The 15,809-nt window shown below is 58.3% G+C and carries 13 protein-coding genes; 4 read left to right on the top strand and 9 right to left on the bottom strand.

Translation table 11 applies throughout. From position 1 onward, the window contains the following. Nucleotides 1-8: 8 nt before the first annotated feature. The 3 genes from RSE16_05520 to rplU all read right to left on the bottom strand — a co-directional run bounded on the left by RSE16_05520 (nucleotide 9) and on the right by rplU (nucleotide 1,508). Nucleotides 9-608: a GNAT family N-acetyltransferase gene (locus RSE16_05520; protein WRH76925.1), complete on the bottom strand. Its 600-nt coding sequence runs from the start codon at nucleotides 606-608 to the stop codon at nucleotides 9-11. Nucleotides 609-812: 204 nt separating this feature from the next. Then, complete coding sequence (rpmA, locus tag RSE16_05515; GenBank protein ID WRH76924.1) at nucleotides 813-1,082, bottom strand: 50S ribosomal protein L27; 270 nt, start codon at nucleotides 1,080-1,082, stop codon at nucleotides 813-815. A gap of 18 nt (nucleotides 1,083-1,100) precedes the next feature. Next, nucleotides 1,101-1,508 (bottom strand): 50S ribosomal protein L21, encoded by a 408-nt coding sequence (gene rplU, locus RSE16_05510; protein WRH76923.1) that lies wholly within the window; start codon nucleotides 1,506-1,508, stop codon nucleotides 1,101-1,103. Between the two features lie 238 nt (nucleotides 1,509-1,746). On the opposite strand from rplU, the gene RSE16_05505 reads away from it, so the two are divergent. Together RSE16_05505 and ppc are read left to right on the top strand one after the other, a co-directional pair. Further along, the gene (locus RSE16_05505) at nucleotides 1,747-2,268 is read left to right on the top strand and encodes a hypothetical protein (GenBank protein ID WRH76922.1); all 522 of its coding nucleotides are present in this window, start codon (nucleotides 1,747-1,749) and stop codon (nucleotides 2,266-2,268) included. Between the two features lie 58 nt (nucleotides 2,269-2,326). Continuing rightward, nucleotides 2,327-5,008: a phosphoenolpyruvate carboxylase gene (gene ppc, locus RSE16_05500; protein ID WRH76921.1), complete on the top strand. Its 2,682-nt coding sequence runs from the start codon at nucleotides 2,327-2,329 to the stop codon at nucleotides 5,006-5,008. Here ppc and RSE16_05495 read toward each other — a convergent pair. Further along, nucleotides 5,005-6,111 (bottom strand): hypothetical protein, encoded by a 1,107-nt coding sequence (locus tag RSE16_05495; protein WRH76920.1) that lies wholly within the window; start codon nucleotides 6,109-6,111, stop codon nucleotides 5,005-5,007. The genes ppc and RSE16_05495 overlap by 4 nt on opposite strands. A gap of 169 nt (nucleotides 6,112-6,280) precedes the next feature. Between RSE16_05495 and RSE16_05490 the strand changes: the two genes are divergently transcribed. Beyond that, nucleotides 6,281-8,113 carry a DUF885 domain-containing protein gene (locus RSE16_05490; protein ID WRH76919.1) on the top strand — a complete coding sequence of 611 codons (1,833 nt, stop codon included), beginning with the start codon at nucleotides 6,281-6,283 and terminating at the stop codon, nucleotides 8,111-8,113. 149 nt (nucleotides 8,114-8,262) lie between these two features. Here RSE16_05490 and RSE16_05485 read toward each other — a convergent pair whose 3' ends face one another. After that, the gene (locus RSE16_05485; GenBank protein ID WRH76918.1) at nucleotides 8,263-9,630 is read right to left on the bottom strand and encodes a cytochrome P450; all 1,368 of its coding nucleotides are present in this window, start codon (nucleotides 9,628-9,630) and stop codon (nucleotides 8,263-8,265) included. Between the two features lie 230 nt (nucleotides 9,631-9,860). On the opposite strand from RSE16_05485, the gene RSE16_05480 reads away from it, so the two are divergent. Next, complete coding sequence (locus RSE16_05480) at nucleotides 9,861-10,844, top strand: hypothetical protein (protein ID WRH76917.1); 984 nt, start codon at nucleotides 9,861-9,863, stop codon at nucleotides 10,842-10,844. A 122-nt stretch (nucleotides 10,845-10,966) separates the two neighbouring features. Here RSE16_05480 and RSE16_05475 read toward each other — a convergent pair whose 3' ends face one another. The 4 genes from RSE16_05475 to RSE16_05460 all read right to left on the bottom strand — a co-directional run bounded on the left by RSE16_05475 (nucleotide 10,967) and on the right by RSE16_05460 (nucleotide 15,808). Beyond that, nucleotides 10,967-11,209: a hypothetical protein gene (locus RSE16_05475; GenBank protein WRH76916.1), complete on the bottom strand. Its 243-nt coding sequence runs from the start codon at nucleotides 11,207-11,209 to the stop codon at nucleotides 10,967-10,969. Nucleotides 11,210-11,361: 152 nt separating this feature from the next. Continuing rightward, a complete protein-coding gene (locus RSE16_05470; GenBank protein WRH76915.1) occupies nucleotides 11,362-13,110 on the bottom strand; it encodes a D-aminoacylase in 1,749 nt (582 codons plus the stop codon). A gap of 67 nt (nucleotides 13,111-13,177) precedes the next feature. Then, nucleotides 13,178-14,533 carry an isoprenylcysteine carboxylmethyltransferase family protein gene (locus RSE16_05465; GenBank protein WRH76914.1) on the bottom strand — a complete coding sequence of 452 codons (1,356 nt, stop codon included), beginning with the start codon at nucleotides 14,531-14,533 and terminating at the stop codon, nucleotides 13,178-13,180. A gap of 54 nt (nucleotides 14,534-14,587) precedes the next feature. Beyond that, the gene (locus RSE16_05460; protein WRH76913.1) at nucleotides 14,588-15,808 is read right to left on the bottom strand and encodes an argininosuccinate synthase; all 1,221 of its coding nucleotides are present in this window, start codon (nucleotides 15,806-15,808) and stop codon (nucleotides 14,588-14,590) included. Nucleotide 15,809 lies beyond the last annotated feature (1 nt).

Below are 15,809 nucleotides of genomic sequence, written 5' to 3'. Positions count from 1 at the left end.
CAATACGCTCAGGCAGCGCGCGGCATAATCGGGTCGGCTATTCCTGTTCGGGTCGGCATGGCAATAGCCGATTGGGTGCCTGAAAGCGCATCGCTGTCTGCAGCCAATTGCCGTTCGAACAACGCGCAGCTGACATAACGGCCCCGCCCCACGCTGAAGCGTTGCTCGATCCGGCCGGTCGGTCGGAAACCCAGCTTGCGCAGCACCCTTCCCGACGCGGGGTTGTCAGTAAAATGCCCTGACACCAGTCGCCTGTGCCCGAGCGCACGCGCAACATCGATAACCGCCCGGCCGGCCTCTGTCGCCAAGCCCTGACCCCAAAATGGCCGGGAAATCCAGTAGCCCAATTCTACCGCGCCGTCGCGCCGAGCCAGTCCGCACGATCCGATCAGCTTTGGCGCGCCATTGGTGCGCAGCATCAGCATGAAATTGGGATAGTCAAAGTCATGGTCAAGCGCAGCGAATTCAGCCGCATCATCTTGCGTATAGGGCCAAGGCACCAACGCAAGGTTGCGCACAATGCCCTCGTCCGCGACCGCTTGATGAATTGCGCTCGCATCTTCGGGCCAGCTGGGCCGGAGCAATAGTCTTTCGGTCCTTGCGAACATTCTGTTTCTCCTGTTCGTCTGGCCGCCCCTTGAAGGGTTTTAGTGACAGCCTTGTGAAACACGCCACCCCGTCGGGACGGATTGCAGGGAGAATGGGACAAAAAGAAAAAGGGAGCCGGATGACCCGTCTCCCTTGCGTGATGGGAGGTGTTGCCACTCTCCCCGGGTCGTCCAGACGGACAACCCCTTGTTGGTTGTCCTATGTTATTCTGCGGCTTCGGCCATCATGTCTACCGAGACATATTTGCGACCGAGTTTGCCGGCATGGAATCGGACGCGGCCTTCGGTCAGCGCAAACAGGGTGTGATCCTTGCCCATGCCGACATTGGCACCCGGATACACCTTGGTTCCGCGCTGACGAATAATGATATTGCCGCCGATCACTTCCTGACCGCCGAACTTCTTCACGCCAAGGCGACGGCCGGCTGAGTCGCGACCGTTGCGGCTGGAACCACCTGCTTTTTTATGTGCCATGGTCTAAACTCCTGAAACTTATTCTGCGGTCTTGGCTGCGGCCTTTTTAGGCGCGGCCTTTTTAGCGGGGGCGGCTTCGACGGCATCATCTGCCTTTTCAGCCTTGGCTGCAGCCTTTTTGGGCGCAGCGCCACCAACAGCGGTGATGCGGAGCAAAGTCAGCGACTGGCGGTGACCCTGCTTACGGCGATAATTGTGACGGCGACGCTTTTTGAAAACGATCACCTTCTCGCCGCGCTCCTGCGCGATGATTTCAGCAGAGACTACAAGGCCCTTTGCGTCCTTGACCTCGCCACCGTCGCCCGCGAGCAACACATCGTCCAGCGACACGGTGTCACCAGCGTTTCCGGGCAGCTTTTCAACTGCAATCTTGTCTCCGGCGGCGACGCGATATTGCTTGCCGCCTGTGCGCACGATAGCGAACATGGCTTTGTCTCAATCTCTTTATATCTGCTTCTCGCCCATTTCCCTGAATTAATCCGAGGAATAGGGCCGTTTCCAATGCGCAACAATAAGACGCGAGTCCCACAGGCCCGCATTGGAAGGCGCGCAGCTAGTTGATTGAGTCGGCTTTGTCAACGTGCCAATCGGCATTTAAAGCGGGTTTCAGCCGAAATATGCCGCGATGCTTGCCTGCGCTGTCCGTGCCGACTAAACCTGTCCGATGCATCGCGTCAACCGCATCCCCCTCGCCCTGCTTGCTGGCTGCAGCCTTCTTACCAGTGGCTGTTCGCTGCCCAAGGGCGATTTTCCCTCGCTTGCCAAACGCCCCTATGAGAACAGCGATCCGATAGCAGAAGCTGCGGCAGAGCCGGCCCAGCTCAGCACCAGCCTAGCTGATGATCTGCGAAACCAACTGCTAGCACTCGAATCACGCCATAATGCCGCTGATTCCGCATTTCGAGCCGCGCTAACCGGAGCACGCGAAAGTGCGAACGCTGCGGCAGGAGCCGCGACTGGAAGCGAAAGCTGGGTCAATGCGCACCTCCAGGTAACCCGCCTTGAAAAAATGCGCGCCGATTCGACGGCGGCGCTTGCCGATATCGACAAGCTGATCGCAGCCGAGCGCCTGCGCGGCAGCGATGCAGGCGTGATTGGCCTGATGGAGGCATACCAGCAGCGCGTGCAGCGTGCAGTTGAGGCGCAAACAGCAGTCATCATGGAATTGACCAACCGGATCGGCTGAGCTTCGGCATAGCTATGCCGCTTGACGGGTGGTGCTGCACCCCACAATCCTTTGCATCATGAACCGCACCGCGCCCCAGCCGATCCAGCAAAACCCGGACATACGCTTCCTCGGCAAGATGCTCGGCGATGTGATCCGGGCCTATGGCGGCGAAAAACTGTTCCGCCAGACTGAATATATCCGCGCGACCAGCGTCGATCGCCATCGCGGGCTGGGTGGGCCTGTTGACACCGGCCTGGAGGCGCTAAACCTTGACGATACAATCGCCTTTGTAAGGGGCTTCATGCTGTTCTCACTGCTCGCCAACCTTGCTGAGGATCGGCAGACGAATCTGAAGGAGAATGGCGCAACCCTTGCCGAGGCAGTCGCGCGCCTCAAGGCCGAAGGGATTGAGCCAAGCACGGTCGGTCAACTACTAGGCGAAAGCCTGATCGTGCCCGTGCTGACCGCACACCCCACCGAGGTGCGGCGCAAGAGCATGATCGACCACAAGAACCGCATCGCGGCACTGATGCGGATGCGCGATGCCGGGGTCGAAGTAACCGAAGCCGGCGACCAGGTCGATAATGCCATTTACCGGCAGATCGCGCTTTTATGGCAAACCCGGCCGCTGCGCCGCGAAAAACTGGTCGTTGCTGACGAGATCGAAAATGCACGCGCCTATATGGAAGATGTGTTCCTTATCGCCCTGCCCAAGCTATATGCCCGCTGGGAACGTGATCTGGGACAACGCCCGCCATCCTTCCTGCGGCTGGGCAGTTGGATCGGCGGGGACCGCGACGGCAACCCCTTTGTCAATGCAGACACTCTCAAGAATGCGCTCACCCGCGGGGCGGCAACGGTGCTGGGTCATTATCTCGAAGCAGTCCACCAATTGGGGGCGGAGATATCGATTTCGTCAGAGCTCGCAATCGTCCCGCAAGCGGTGCTCGACCTTGCCGATGCAAGCGGCGACAATGCGGCCAGCCGCAGCGATGAACCCTACCGCCGGGCGCTGTCGGGCATTTATGCACGGCTCGATGCCACTTTTCGCGGAATTGCAGGCGATTCGCCGCCTAGGCCTGCACGGCAGCACGGCGACGCCTATGCAACGCCCGAAGCCTTTCGCCACGACTTGGTCACCATCGCTTCGGCCCTCGCCTCTGCCGGAGAGGGGGCATTGGCCAGCGGCGGCGCGCTTGGCCGGCTGATCCGCACCGTCGAAACCTTTGGTTTCCATCTGGCAACGCTTGACCTTCGCCAGAATAGCGACGTGCATGAACGGGTTGTCGGCGAACTGCTCCGCAACGCAGCCGTTGAGGCCGATTATGCCGGGCTGAGCGAAGACGCAAGGGTTGCGCTGCTATGCAGCGAGCTGGGGAATAATCGGCCGCTAGTGGGTGCCGCCAGCGAACTGGGCGAAGAAAGCACGCACGAACTAGCCATCATCCGTGCCGCGGCGCAAGCGCATGAAACGTTCGGGTCCGCAGCGATCACGACCTATATCATCAGCAAGACGACCAGCCTGTCCGATCTGCTAGAAGTCTATATCCTACTGAAGGAAGCGGGACTGTACCGGATCAGCAGCGACGGCACTCCACACGCGCCGATCATGGTCGTGCCTCTGTTCGAGACGATCGGCGATCTTGAAGCCGCGCCGGCGATCATGTCGGCCTTTTTTGCGCTACCCGCGATGCATGCATTGGCCAGAGCGCGCGGCCATCAAGAAGTGATGATCGGCTATTCCGATTCGAACAAGGATGGCGGCTATCTCACCTCGACATGGGGTCTGCAGCAGGCCTCTCTCGCACTTGCCCCGGTATTTGCCGCAGCAGGCGTGACCATGCAGTTGTTCCATGGCCGGGGCGGAGCAGTGGGACGCGGCGGCGGCTCTGCCTTTGGCGCGATTCAGGCGCAACCGCGCGGCACCGTCAACGGCCGCATCCGCATCACCGAACAGGGCGAGGTTATCGCGGCGAAATATGGAACGGTCGACAATGCCGTCGCCAATCTGGAGACGATCGCAGCGGCAACCTTGCTCGCCTCGCTGGAGCCGGACCCGCTGCCCGCAGCCGATGCCAAACGATTTGCCGCCGCGATGGATGAACTGTCGGCCACAGCCTTTGCCGCCTATCGCGGACTGGTTTACGAAACCGACGGATTCACAACTTTCTTCCGACAAATGACACCAATATCGGAAATTGCCACGCTCAAGATCGGATCGCGTCCATCGAGCAGAGCCAAAAGCCAGCGGATCGAGGATCTGCGCGCCATCCCCTGGGTGTTCAGCTGGGCTCAGGCGCGAGTGATGCTGCCCGGTTGGTATGGTGCAGGGCATGCGCTTTCAGCTTTTGAGGACAAGGGGCTGACCCGAGCGATGGCGCAAAGCTGGCCCTTTTTCCAGACGATCCTAAGCAATATGGAAATGGTGCTGGCAAAATCGGACATGGAGATTGCCGCCCATTATGCCGACCTTGTCGAAGATCGCGCGCTGGCCGACCGACTTTTCGGGACGATCCGCAGCGGTTGGGGCGCGGCGCATGACGAACTGCTCGCCGCGACCGGCCAGTCGGCGCTGCTCGAAGCCAGCCCTGCGCTCAACAATTCGATCCGGTTGCGGATGCCTTATATCGAACCGCTCAACCATCTGCAGATCGAACTGATGAAACGCCACCGTGCGGGTGAGGATGACGCCCGCATCGGTGAAGGCATTCAACTCACGATCAATGCCATCGCGACGGCTCTGCGCAACAGCGGCTAGTTCGAAACAGCTTCTACATCGGGCACAGCAGAGGCGATGGTCCGGCATGCATTGAGCCGGGTTTGCAGGTCGGGATCAACAATTCCCTTATGCGCATTGTCATTCAGATGGGCCACAGCCAGGCCGATTTCCGCTCCCGCCCGCTCCGGATCGGCTGCATTTTGCATCAGAAAGGCATCGGCCAGTCTCTCGGCTAGACGATAATCCGACTCCCGTTCCGCATCTGCGCCAGCTTCGCCTATCAATCCGTCCGCATTCCGCGTCAAAATGGCATAGCAGCGCGGCAAGGTTGGCTGATCTGGTGGCACGGCAGGCGAAAGTGCGATAGTTGTCAGGCCTTCAGGGCTGGTTGCGATGCTCCGGAATAGAGGCGTGCAAACTTTGGCTTCCTCATCCGGAATTGCGCCGACATCCTTGACTATCATGGCAAACAAGCCGTCGATACCCGCCTGGCTGACGCCGCTTTCTGTAATGATCAGCTTTGAAAGCTGGTCACGCAATGCGGCCACCTTGCCGGTCGTCAATCCGGCTGGGGCCAGTTGTGGAACGGCATTCGGATCATTCACATAGGCCTGCGCAAATACCGCGCAGCGCAATTCGAACTTTCGTGCCTCGCCGATACTTGCAAGCGCAAGCAGTTCAATCGGGTTAAAGCCAAGTTTGACGATATCTCCATCTGCCGCCTCCAAAGAGGGTTGCAATTTCGCGACCTCATTCGCGTCGAGATTCCTTGCGGTTTCGACAATCGCCTCATTCTCCATCGCCCCGAACGCCAGATTGAGGCATTTTGAAAAGCGCTGAACTTCCGGCGAGAAGGTTTCTGTCGCCGTCTCATCCGCAAAGAAACCGGCCAATGGTCCGGTCAATTGCGCCTTCAGACGCTGGTTCGCTTCAGGGTCGGCACCCCCAAGTTCGACGAGTCGGTTCGAATAGCGGTAACCGATGATGTCAAAAAATTGCGCATCGTCGCTTGTCGCGCCATCCCGTTTGCGCGCAGCTTCTGCGAAAATTTCCGTCCCGACCGCGCAGAAGCGCATTTCCTCCCGATCGTTGACCATCTGGGTGAACGATCCAATTGAAGCGAGCCAGAAAAATAGACTCACGTGATTTGGTCCATAAACATTGGAGGCGTGTCGCAATTTCGCTTTCACCCCACAAGGTGGATTTTCGCATCGCGTGCACAGATACTGTAACAAGGCGTAAGATAACATCTTCACCTTGGTCCCGTCGCTGTTACAGCAACGGCATAGTGAATGATCCGGAGAGACTTATATGCGTATCTCGAGAACTGCTCTTTCTGCTGCCGCAATGGTTGTTGCCAGTCTGGGCCTGAACGCGCCTGCATTTGCCCAGAAGGCTAGCAGTGCAGTTGCTACCGAAATTGACCAGAACGCCGCAATCACGGCCTTTTTCGAGGAACAGGATGCAGAGCAGCTTGCCCGTTCACCGCTGTCCAAATCCTATCGCGGCATCAAGGACGCCGATTATGGCCGATGGGACGACAATAGCGAGGCAGCCGACGCCCGCGCCTATGCCGCCACGGTCGCCGCACTGAAGGAACTGCGCGCCCGTTTCGATCCGGCAAAGCTGAGCCCTGAAAACCGGCTGTCCTTCGACCTTTACGAAAAGCAGGCCGAACGCAGGATCGCGGCCTATGCGTTCAACCATAATGGTTATGTGTTTGACCAGATGAATGGCGCGCAAAGCCAGATTCCGGCGTTTCTGATCAACATCCACCGGATCGACAGCAAGGCCGACGCCCGGGCCTATATCAATCGCCTTTATGGCATCGGCCCTGCACTTGCGCAGGCGGTCGCGACATCCAAGGCGCGCGCAGCGAACGGCGTGATGCCGCCCAAATGGGTCTATCCCTATGTGATCAGCGATGCGCGCAACGTGATCAGCGGGGCGCCATTTGGGGAAGGGCCCGACGCACCCCTGTTTGCCGATTTCAAGGCCAAGGTCACAAAGCTTAAGATCAGCGACGTCGAAAAGGAACTTCTGGTCGCCGAAGCTGCAGATGCACTGAATGCCGCCGTCAAACCTGCCTATGAGGCACTGATCGCGGAAATGGCCACCCAGGAAAAGGTCGCCAGCAGCGATGACGGTGTGTGGCGGTTCAAGGATGGCGCCGATTATTATGCGGAACGACTGACCAATTACACCACCACCGGCATGACCGCCGACCAAATCCATGAACTTGGTCTAGCCCAGGTCGCGCGCATCCATCGCGAGATGCAAGGCGTCGCCAAGAAAATGGGCTTCAAGGGCAATTTGCAGGCCTTTTTCAAATATATGCGCGAGGACAAGAAGTTCTACGCACCTGAGAATGATGAGGGCCGGGCACTTTACCTCGCCGAGACGCAAAAGGCCTATGACGCGGTTAAACCGCTGCTACCGCAATGGTTCGGCGTGCTGCCGCAGGCGCCGCTGGTCGTGAAACGCGTCGAGGAGTTTCGCGAGAAATCGGCCGGCAAGGCCTTTTACCAGCGCCCTGCCCCCGATGGTTCGCGCCCCGGCACCTATTATGCCAACCTCTATCGCATGTCAGACATGCCACTAACAGAGGTCGACGCGCTGTTCTATCATGAAGGCATACCCGGCCACCATCTGCAGCTCGCGATCCAGACCGAACTGAAAGACGTGCCGGCATTCCGCAAATTTGGCGGCGTTACCGCCTATTCGGAAGGCTGGGGCCTCTATTCCGAGAAGCTTGCCAAGGATATGGGGCTCTACACTGATCCGGCACGCGATTTCGGCCGTTTGCAGCTCGAACTGCACCGTGCGATCCGTCTGGTCGTCGATTCAGGTCTGCACCATAAGCGGTGGACGCGCGAGCAGGCTATCAAATATGTCGAGGATAACAGCGCCGATGCACCGGGCGGGATCGTGAAGGCGATCGAACGCTATATCGTCTATCCAGGTCAGGCGACCGCCTATATGGTCGGCCGGCTGAAAATCAGCGAACTGCGCGACAAGGCGCAAAAGGCGCTGGGCAAGCGTTTCGATGTGCGCGGTTTCCACGACACCGTTCTAAAATCCGGCCCCGTGCCGCTTGATGTGCTCGAAGAACAGGTGGACGCTTGGATCGCTGCTCAGAAATAACAAAGTCAGATGTTCCAGTTTAAAACGCAATCTCTGTGATCCCCGACTTGATCGGGGATCCATGACCTGACATTCGAATTTAGACTGGCGACGTTTTTGGCGCAGCTATCTGAAACCATGGATCCCCGCTTTCGCGGGAATAACAGCAATTAGAGTTCCGTGAACCGAACCCGCAGGCCATCCTTGGGCTTCGGGATCGGCCAAGCCTGCCATTCGGGGGTATAGCCATCTGCAATCTCGACGCGCACCTGCGTCAGCAAATGGTGCATGAATAGCTTCATCTGCATATAGGCAAAGTGCAAGCCAAGGCACATATGCGCGCCACCGCCAAAGGGGACCCAGGCATATTTGTGCCGCCCCTTTGAATTTTCTGGCGTGAAGCGCATCGGATCGAATATTTCAGGATTTTCCCAATATTCCGACATCATGTGCGTGACCGTCGGGTTGATGCTCACGGTTGTGCCCTTCGGTATCTTGTAGCCCATGAACTCAAAATCGCGCAGCGCGCGACGCGGGATCGAGGGCACTGGCGGGATCATCCGCAGCGATTCCTTGAAAGCATATTCCGCAAGCACAAAATCGTCTAGTTTATCAGAGGGGATGGCACTTCCGGCAGGGGCAATCGACAGACATTCGGCGCGCAGCCTTTCCTGCCATTCGGGGTTCTTAGCGAGCAGCCAGACCATCGATGTCACCGACGAAGTGATGGTGTCGTGCGCAGCCATCATCAGGAAGTTCATATGGTCGATAATTTCGCCATCAGTCATATATTCGCCGTCGTCGCGGGTGGCGCGGCAGAATTGGCTAAACATATCCTGCCGATTGGGGTTGCGGCGCCGTTCTTCGATCTGCGGGCCGAAATAGTTGATCAGATAATTGCGCCCCGCAACACCTCGACCCATTTGCGTGAAGGGCAGCGGCCGGCGGACGGGAGAAACCGACGCTGCGACCATATCGACAAAGGCCGTGTTGATCCGGTCCGCCTCGGGACCCAGCGGCACGCCAAGGAAAGCATCGGCGGCAACATCAAGGGTCAATTGCTTGATCGCCGGATAGAAGAGCATATCGCCGCGCCATTTAGGCAATTGTTCGGCAAAGATGCGGTTCATGTCGGCGACGTAGCCGCGCATCGGCTCCGGCTTGAAAGCGATGCCGAGCGCGCGACGATCCATGCGGTGGTGATCAAAATCCATAAGCATCAGACCGCGCGGGAAGAGCAGGTTGAGAACCGGGCCCCATCCCTGTTCGGATGAAAACAGCTTGTCCCGATCGAACAGCATCAGCTCATTCGCCTCTGCCCCGATAAGCGTCAGGTTGACAGCGCCAAAGGCTTTGGAGCGATACACCCTGCCATATTTTTCGATCATATAACGATTGAATGCCGGCGGATCCCGCAAAATGCGGAAGGTATTGCCAATAATCGGCGGGCCATTTTCGCCGGGTATATGGTCCAGCGATTGCGGCGTTGCACGGGGCGTCCAATGCGGGTTTGCGGCTTCACTGCTGGCAAGGGCCATCGGGCATGTCTCCGGTCGAATTTAATTATTTGATTAAAATGCTTACTGCCATTGATGTTAACAAGGGGCAAGCAAACGATAAAATACTTTACGAAGCTGAACGCCAGCCAACAGGTGCATTCAGACAGAATTCAACTGGCGGGGTCCAATTCCGATTCTACGATGGACAGTGCCTTCGAATCGACAAGCCAAACATGTCGGACAGGCACAAGGAATAAGGGGTGAATGACATGGCTGGATGGCGTGGAAAGCTGATCGCGCGAATAGCGGCACTGGGTGCCGCAACGATGGCCCTATCGGCCTGCTATTACGACGCTGGTGCCGGCCTTGGTTATTATGACGATGGTTATGATTATGGCGGCTATGACTATGGCCGCTATGACTGCGATCCCTATAGCCCCTTCGACCGCTATTATGACTGTGACTATCGCGGCGGCTTTTACAATATAGGCTATCGCGGCGGCTGGTATCAGGATTACTGGTATCCGGGCTATGGCTTCTACATCTTCGATCGCGGCGGACGCCGCTACAAGATGTACGACAATCACCGTCGCTACTGGGCCGGCCGCCGTTATGAATGGTATCGTGATCATAACAAACGGCGCGGCGGTGGCTATGGCTGGCGAAACGGCGACGATAATCGTCGCGATGGCGAGCGTAGGCGTGATGGTTGGCGCAATGACGATAACCGGCGTGAAAGCTGGCGCGGCGACGATCGCAGACGCGGAGACGGTCGCGGGGATCGCGGGCGCGATGGCGAGCGGCTGCGCGGCGGGATCCCTGTTCCGCAACCGGAGGCCATGCCCGACGCGCAGGCGGCGCCTGCTGTCGGCACGACACCCCCGCGCTGGAATGGTGACCGCCAGCGGCGTGGAGAGGATCGCCGGCGTGAAGGCCGCCGCAATTGGCAGGACAATGGCTGGCAAGGCAGTGGCAACAACGCCATCCCCACCCCGCCGCCCGTCAGCGGACAAACCGATGCGCCCCCTTCGCCCGGTCGTTGGCGCCGTGGCGGAATGAATGAAGGCAGCGATGCTGCACCGCGCCCACGGATGCGCGAAGGCAATCGCAGCAACTGGCAAGCACCGCCGACCCCGCAGGCACCGCAGGGTAATGCCGCCCCGGCACCGCAACCCCGGGCACCAAGACCCAACCGGGCCGTCAGCGAACAGCCCAGCATGCGGGACGAACCGGATCGACGTCAGGAAGATTGATCTTTCGAAAAAAGGCGGCCGCACCGGGGGATCGTGCGGCCGCCAATACCTGGGGAAAAACGGTGGTGGCGTGAATTGCCAAACCGCTGGGATCGTGGACCAAGGCCCCAGGGATTAATGTCTTATTCGCCGTCCCAACGACCCAATTTCTTGCCGTTTCGTCGGGCTTCGATCGCTTCATCGGCAATCTCGGTAAGGTAATTCAGATGATCTATCCGCGCCTGCTTGCGGGCGGCAGGAGTCATCTTCGAAACCGAGGAAGCCAGCGCCTTGGCGTCGCCGCCCGACATGCCGATGACGAGCGCGAGAAACACCGTGGCAAAGCTCAAAGCAGTGACGGCGATCAGTGTGGAATCGGGCGACATGTCTTCCTCCTCGGCAATGACCTATTTGCTGATGAACAAATTTATCGCCGACTGCAGTTAACTTGCCGCCTAGGGATGGGGTTAACGCGGCAGTAAGCAAAAAAATGGGCGCCACGCGGGCGCCCATCTGAACTTTGCATGGTACCGATCACCTATTCGGCGGCTATCGCCATTTCTACACGCTGCGGGCCGCGGATGAGACCACCGGGATAGGCCCCCTGACACTTTCCATCGCGGAATGTCACCTGACCCGTCTTGATCGTCGCGACATAGCCATCCGCTTTTTGCAGCAGCCGCTTGCCACCTGCCGGAAGGTCAAAGGCGAGCCAGGGCTTGCCCAGTTTCAGACGGTCCAGGTCGATGATGTTGAGGTCGGCAAGATATCCGGGCGCGATAACGCCTCGATCTTCAAGACCGTAAAGCACCGCCGTATCCCGGCACTGGCGCTTGACGGCATTTTCAAGACTGATCCGCTTGCCGCGCTTGCGATCACGCACCCAATGCTGAAGCATGAACGTGGGCGAGGCAGCGTCGCAGATGGTGCCGCAGTGCGCGCCGCCATCAGAAAGCGAGTTCACCGTATCATCCGATTCCTGAAGCGCTTCGAGGAAGTCGAGATTTCCGTCGGCATAATTCAAAAGCGGTAGGTAGATGAAGCCAGAGCCATCATTCTGACACAGCAGATCATAGGCATATTCATCGGCGCTGATCCCCTTTGCGGCGGCGCGCGTCTGGATGCTGGCATCAGCCTGCGGTTCATAATCGAAATCATCATCCATTTCGAACTGCATCGTCCAGCCCGCACCGATTATGAAGGCAACGCCTTTCAGGTCATCGGGTACTTCGCTGAAATCATTCGGATCGGCGAGCATTTGTGCGCGGAAAGCCGGATCGAGCAGCTTTGCCTTTTGCTCAGCCCAGGGCAGGTCAGCGATCGCCTTCCAACTGGGACGAAGGCGGAAGGGATGGACGGTACCCTGCCATGCCATGATGATGCCATTGCCGCGCAGCGCAATCTGCGCAACGATATTGGCACCATTGTCATTTTCGGCGCGCATCCGCTGAATCTGCTCATCGAGTGGCTGTTCCTTGGCAATCGACTGGAGCGCAGCGAAGGTTACGGGAAGACCCGTTTCGCGGCTCATTTTGCCCATCCAGCCAAATTCGTCCCAATCGCGCATCAGGTCCGACGCCATTTCGAACACGCCATAGCCGACACGGCCCATGCCGCGGCCAATCTCAATCAGTTCCTCTGCCGTCGCCGTGGTTCCGGGCACCAGTTCGCCATCGACCGAGCGATGGAGGACGGTGCGCGATGTCGAAAAACCAAGCGCGCCGGCGCGCACGCCTTCCTCGACGATGCGCGACATTTCGCTAATATCATGCTGCGTCGGAACAGCACCGGGCTTTTCGCGGTCGCCCAGCACATAGGCGCGCACTGCGCCATGCGGCACATGGGTGCCAACATCGACGGTACGTGGCAACCTCTCCAGTTCATCAAGATATTCGGGGAAGGTTTCCCAATTCCAGGTCATCCCTTCGGCAAGGGCGGTCCCGGGGATATCCTCAACCCCTTCCATCAGGCTGATCAGCCATTCATGCCGGTCGGGTTTTGCAGGGGCAAAGCCGACGCCGCAATTACCCATAATCACCGTTGTCACCCCGTGCCAGCTGGACGGCGCCATTTCCTGATCCCAGGTCGCCTGCCCGTCATAATGGGTATGCACATCTACCCAGCCCGGCGCGACAATCATGCCCGCGGCGTCAATCTCTTCCTTACCACTGCCACTGACTTTGCCGACCTGCGAAATCAGGCCATTATCAATGGCGATATCGCCGGTGAAACGTGCAGCACCAGTACCATCGACAATGGTACCGCCGCGAATGACCATATCATGCATGGCGCGACTCTCCTCCTCGCTCGATTTCAAGCGGAGAAGCTATCATATTAATCGTGCGGTTAAAGCCCTATTCGGCTGGATGCGGTCCAGATTGGGGCCGGATGCGCGCGCGCAATAACACCCGCAAACGATTGAAGCCACGTGTGACCGGCGCGTTGCGATCCATCCATGCGGCATATTCGGCATAGGCCGGATCAGAAAGCAGATGCTTCTCCTCGGTCTTTGCGCGCCAGTAATAAACAGCGCTAACCATGATGAGCAGCGCGGTATTGCGGATCATGTCGGTCATGCTGCCACTGGTAACAAGAAAAGGTAACGTCGCCAGCCACCAATAAGCATTTTTGGACAAATACGCGGGATGTTTCGTCCAGCGATAGGGACCATGCGTCAAAATGCCGCGATGGGTGAGGTTCGAAAATCGCAGCCCGAAGGCGACGGTCGCCCAGGCATAGATGGCGGTGAGGAGGACAAGGATCGCGCCCCAGACCCAGAGCAATAGCGTTTGCCCCTCGAACCAATAGGCCCAATCGCTGGTCGCAACATGATAATCCAATGGCCCGCCATTGTTCATCAGAATGAAGGGTGGATAGCAAATCAGCGCCGCGACCCAACCCGACAGATAGGGGTTGGCAGTGCGGATATGCGCGTCGAGCGGCTTCATCGTCAGCATGTAACCGACAGTTGCAAATTGCACGTCGACAACAAACATCGCGGCGATCAGCGCACTGGCCAGCAAGACAGGATTGCCGAGCACCGCCGCCACATCCAGATTGACCAGTTCCTTGAACCCGCCAGGAACGATCGAGATCATGAAGGCAAGGAAAAATCCTTTAACGGCCCACGCCCGCAAATGGTGGCGGATTTCCTCTCCATCCCAATCGTTACGGCCGGCAATCCAAGCACCGAAATGCCAACTGCCGTCGCGCGGATCGACGAGGTAGCGATCGAGCCAGATCACATAAGGCACTGACGCAATCACCAGCGGAATTGCTGCGGCGGAGAAAATCTCCATCGAAAACAGATATTGCCCGTCCCAATACCAGCGGCACAGCGCATAGAGCGCGGCAATCCCGGACCATGTTGCCCATAACCCGGCAATCTTGACGATGCTCGTGTCGAGCACCTCAGCCACTGGCCGGGCAAGCGACCAATCAATCCCGGTCGATGCGCGGCGGTGCACTTTTTCAACCCAAAGCGACCAAAACACCATCGGCAGGCAGCAAGCCGCAACGGCCACCAGAGCGGAAAGCGGACCATCGGCACGTTCGGGCCAACCCGGAAAGCCAAGGCCATTCATCATCGCGCCGAAATTGCGCGCAACAACAATCGCCAGCGCCAATCCGGCAAGCCCCGCCAACCCGACCGCCGAACTGACGGCAGATATCGGGCGCGGATCGTGCGGCGCTGTTTCAGGCTGTGTCACAGCAACCGCGCCTAGCGCAAATTGGTTAAGAAAGCGATTGCCTTGCCAGCAGCGTCAGTCGCGTCCCTGCCGCGCCAGCAAGCGCAGGCGCAGGGCGTTCAGTTTGATAAAGCCTGCCGCATCCTTCTGGTCATAGGCACCGGCATCATCCTCGAATGTCACAACCTTTTCGCTGTACAGGCTATAAGGCGACTTGCGCCCGACGACTGAGGCATTGCCCTTGTAAAGCTTCAACCGGACGGTACCTGAAACATTGGCTTGGCTATGATCGATCGCCGCCTGCAGCATTTCGCGTTCGGGCGAGAACCAGAAACCGTTGTAAATCAGCTCGGCATATTTGGGCATCAGTTCATCTTTCAGATGCGCTGCGCCGCGATCCAATGTGATGCTTTCAATACCGCGATGTGCACGCGCATAGATTTCACCACCGGGCGTCTCATACATGCCGCGTGACTTCATGCCGACAAAGCGGTTCTCGACCAGATCGAGCCGGCCAATGCCATGTTTGCGGCCCAGATCGTTCAACGCCGCCAGCAGAGTCGCGGGGCTCATCGCCTCACCATTCAGCGCGACACCGTCGCCCTTTTCGAAATCGATGGTGATGTATTCAGGGCTGTCCGGCGCATCTTCGGGATTGACGGTGCGCGAATAGACATAGTCGGGGGTTTCTTCCCACGGATCCTCAAGGCATTTGCCTTCGGACGAAGTATGAAGCAGGTTCGCGTCTGTCGAAAAGGGGCTCTCGCCGCGCTTATCCTTGGGCACCGGAATCTGATGCTGTTCGGCCCATTCGATCAGGCGGGTGCGGCTGGTAAGATCCCATTCGCGCCAAGGGGCGATAACCTTGATATCGGGGTTGAGCGCATAGGCAGACAATTCGAACCGCACCTGGTCATTGCCCTTGCCGGTTGCGCCATGGGCGACGGCATCGGCGCCAGTTTCCTGAGCAATTTCGATCAGCCGTTTTGAAATCAGCGGCCGTGCGATCGATGTGCCGAGCAGGTAATCGCCTTCATAACGGGCGTTGGCGCGCATCATCGGGAAGACGAAGTCGCGAACAAACTCCTCACGCAGATCGTCGATATAGATATGGTGATCAGGGATACCCATCAGCACAGCCTTCTGGCGCGCGGGTTCCAGTTCTTCGCCCTGCCCAAGATCGGCGGTGAAAGTCACAACCTCACAGCCATATTCAACCTGCAGCCATTTCAGGATGACGCTGGTGTCGAGCCCTCCGGAATAAGCGAGGACGACACGTTTGATCGAATCTTTCATG

The organism is Sphingobium sp. (assembly GCA_035196065.1).
In the GTDB taxonomy this organism is placed as follows: domain Bacteria; phylum Pseudomonadota; class Alphaproteobacteria; order Sphingomonadales; family Sphingomonadaceae; genus Sphingorhabdus_B; species Sphingorhabdus_B rara.
Note: the sequence above shows the minus strand (reverse complement) of the source record. Positions and strands in the feature narration are given on the sequence as shown.

Bases quoted from the DNA above. Each gene is read 5' to 3' on its own strand.
- RSE16_05520 (WRH76925.1), bottom strand. From the start codon at position 608: ATGTTCGCAAGGACCGAAAGACTATTGCTCCGGCCCAGCTGGCCCGAA.
- rpmA (WRH76924.1), bottom strand. From the start codon at position 1,082: ATGGCACATAAAAAAGCAGGTGGTTCCAGCCGCAACGGTCGCGACTCA.
- rplU (WRH76923.1), bottom strand. From the start codon at position 1,508: ATGTTCGCTATCGTGCGCACAGGCGGCAAGCAATATCGCGTCGCCGCC.
- RSE16_05505 (WRH76922.1), top strand. From the start codon at position 1,747: ATGCATCGCGTCAACCGCATCCCCCTCGCCCTGCTTGCTGGCTGCAGC.
- ppc (WRH76921.1), top strand. From the start codon at position 2,327: ATGAACCGCACCGCGCCCCAGCCGATCCAGCAAAACCCGGACATACGC.
- RSE16_05490 (WRH76919.1), top strand. From the start codon at position 6,281: ATGCGTATCTCGAGAACTGCTCTTTCTGCTGCCGCAATGGTTGTTGCC.
- RSE16_05485 (WRH76918.1), bottom strand. From the start codon at position 9,630: ATGGCCCTTGCCAGCAGTGAAGCCGCAAACCCGCATTGGACGCCCCGT.
- RSE16_05480 (WRH76917.1), top strand. From the start codon at position 9,861: ATGGCTGGATGGCGTGGAAAGCTGATCGCGCGAATAGCGGCACTGGGT.
- RSE16_05475 (WRH76916.1), bottom strand. From the start codon at position 11,209: ATGTCGCCCGATTCCACACTGATCGCCGTCACTGCTTTGAGCTTTGCC.
- RSE16_05470 (WRH76915.1), bottom strand. From the start codon at position 13,110: ATGCATGATATGGTCATTCGCGGCGGTACCATTGTCGATGGTACTGGT.
- RSE16_05460 (WRH76913.1), bottom strand. From the start codon at position 15,808: ATGAAAGATTCGATCAAACGTGTCGTCCTCGCTTATTCCGGAGGGCTC.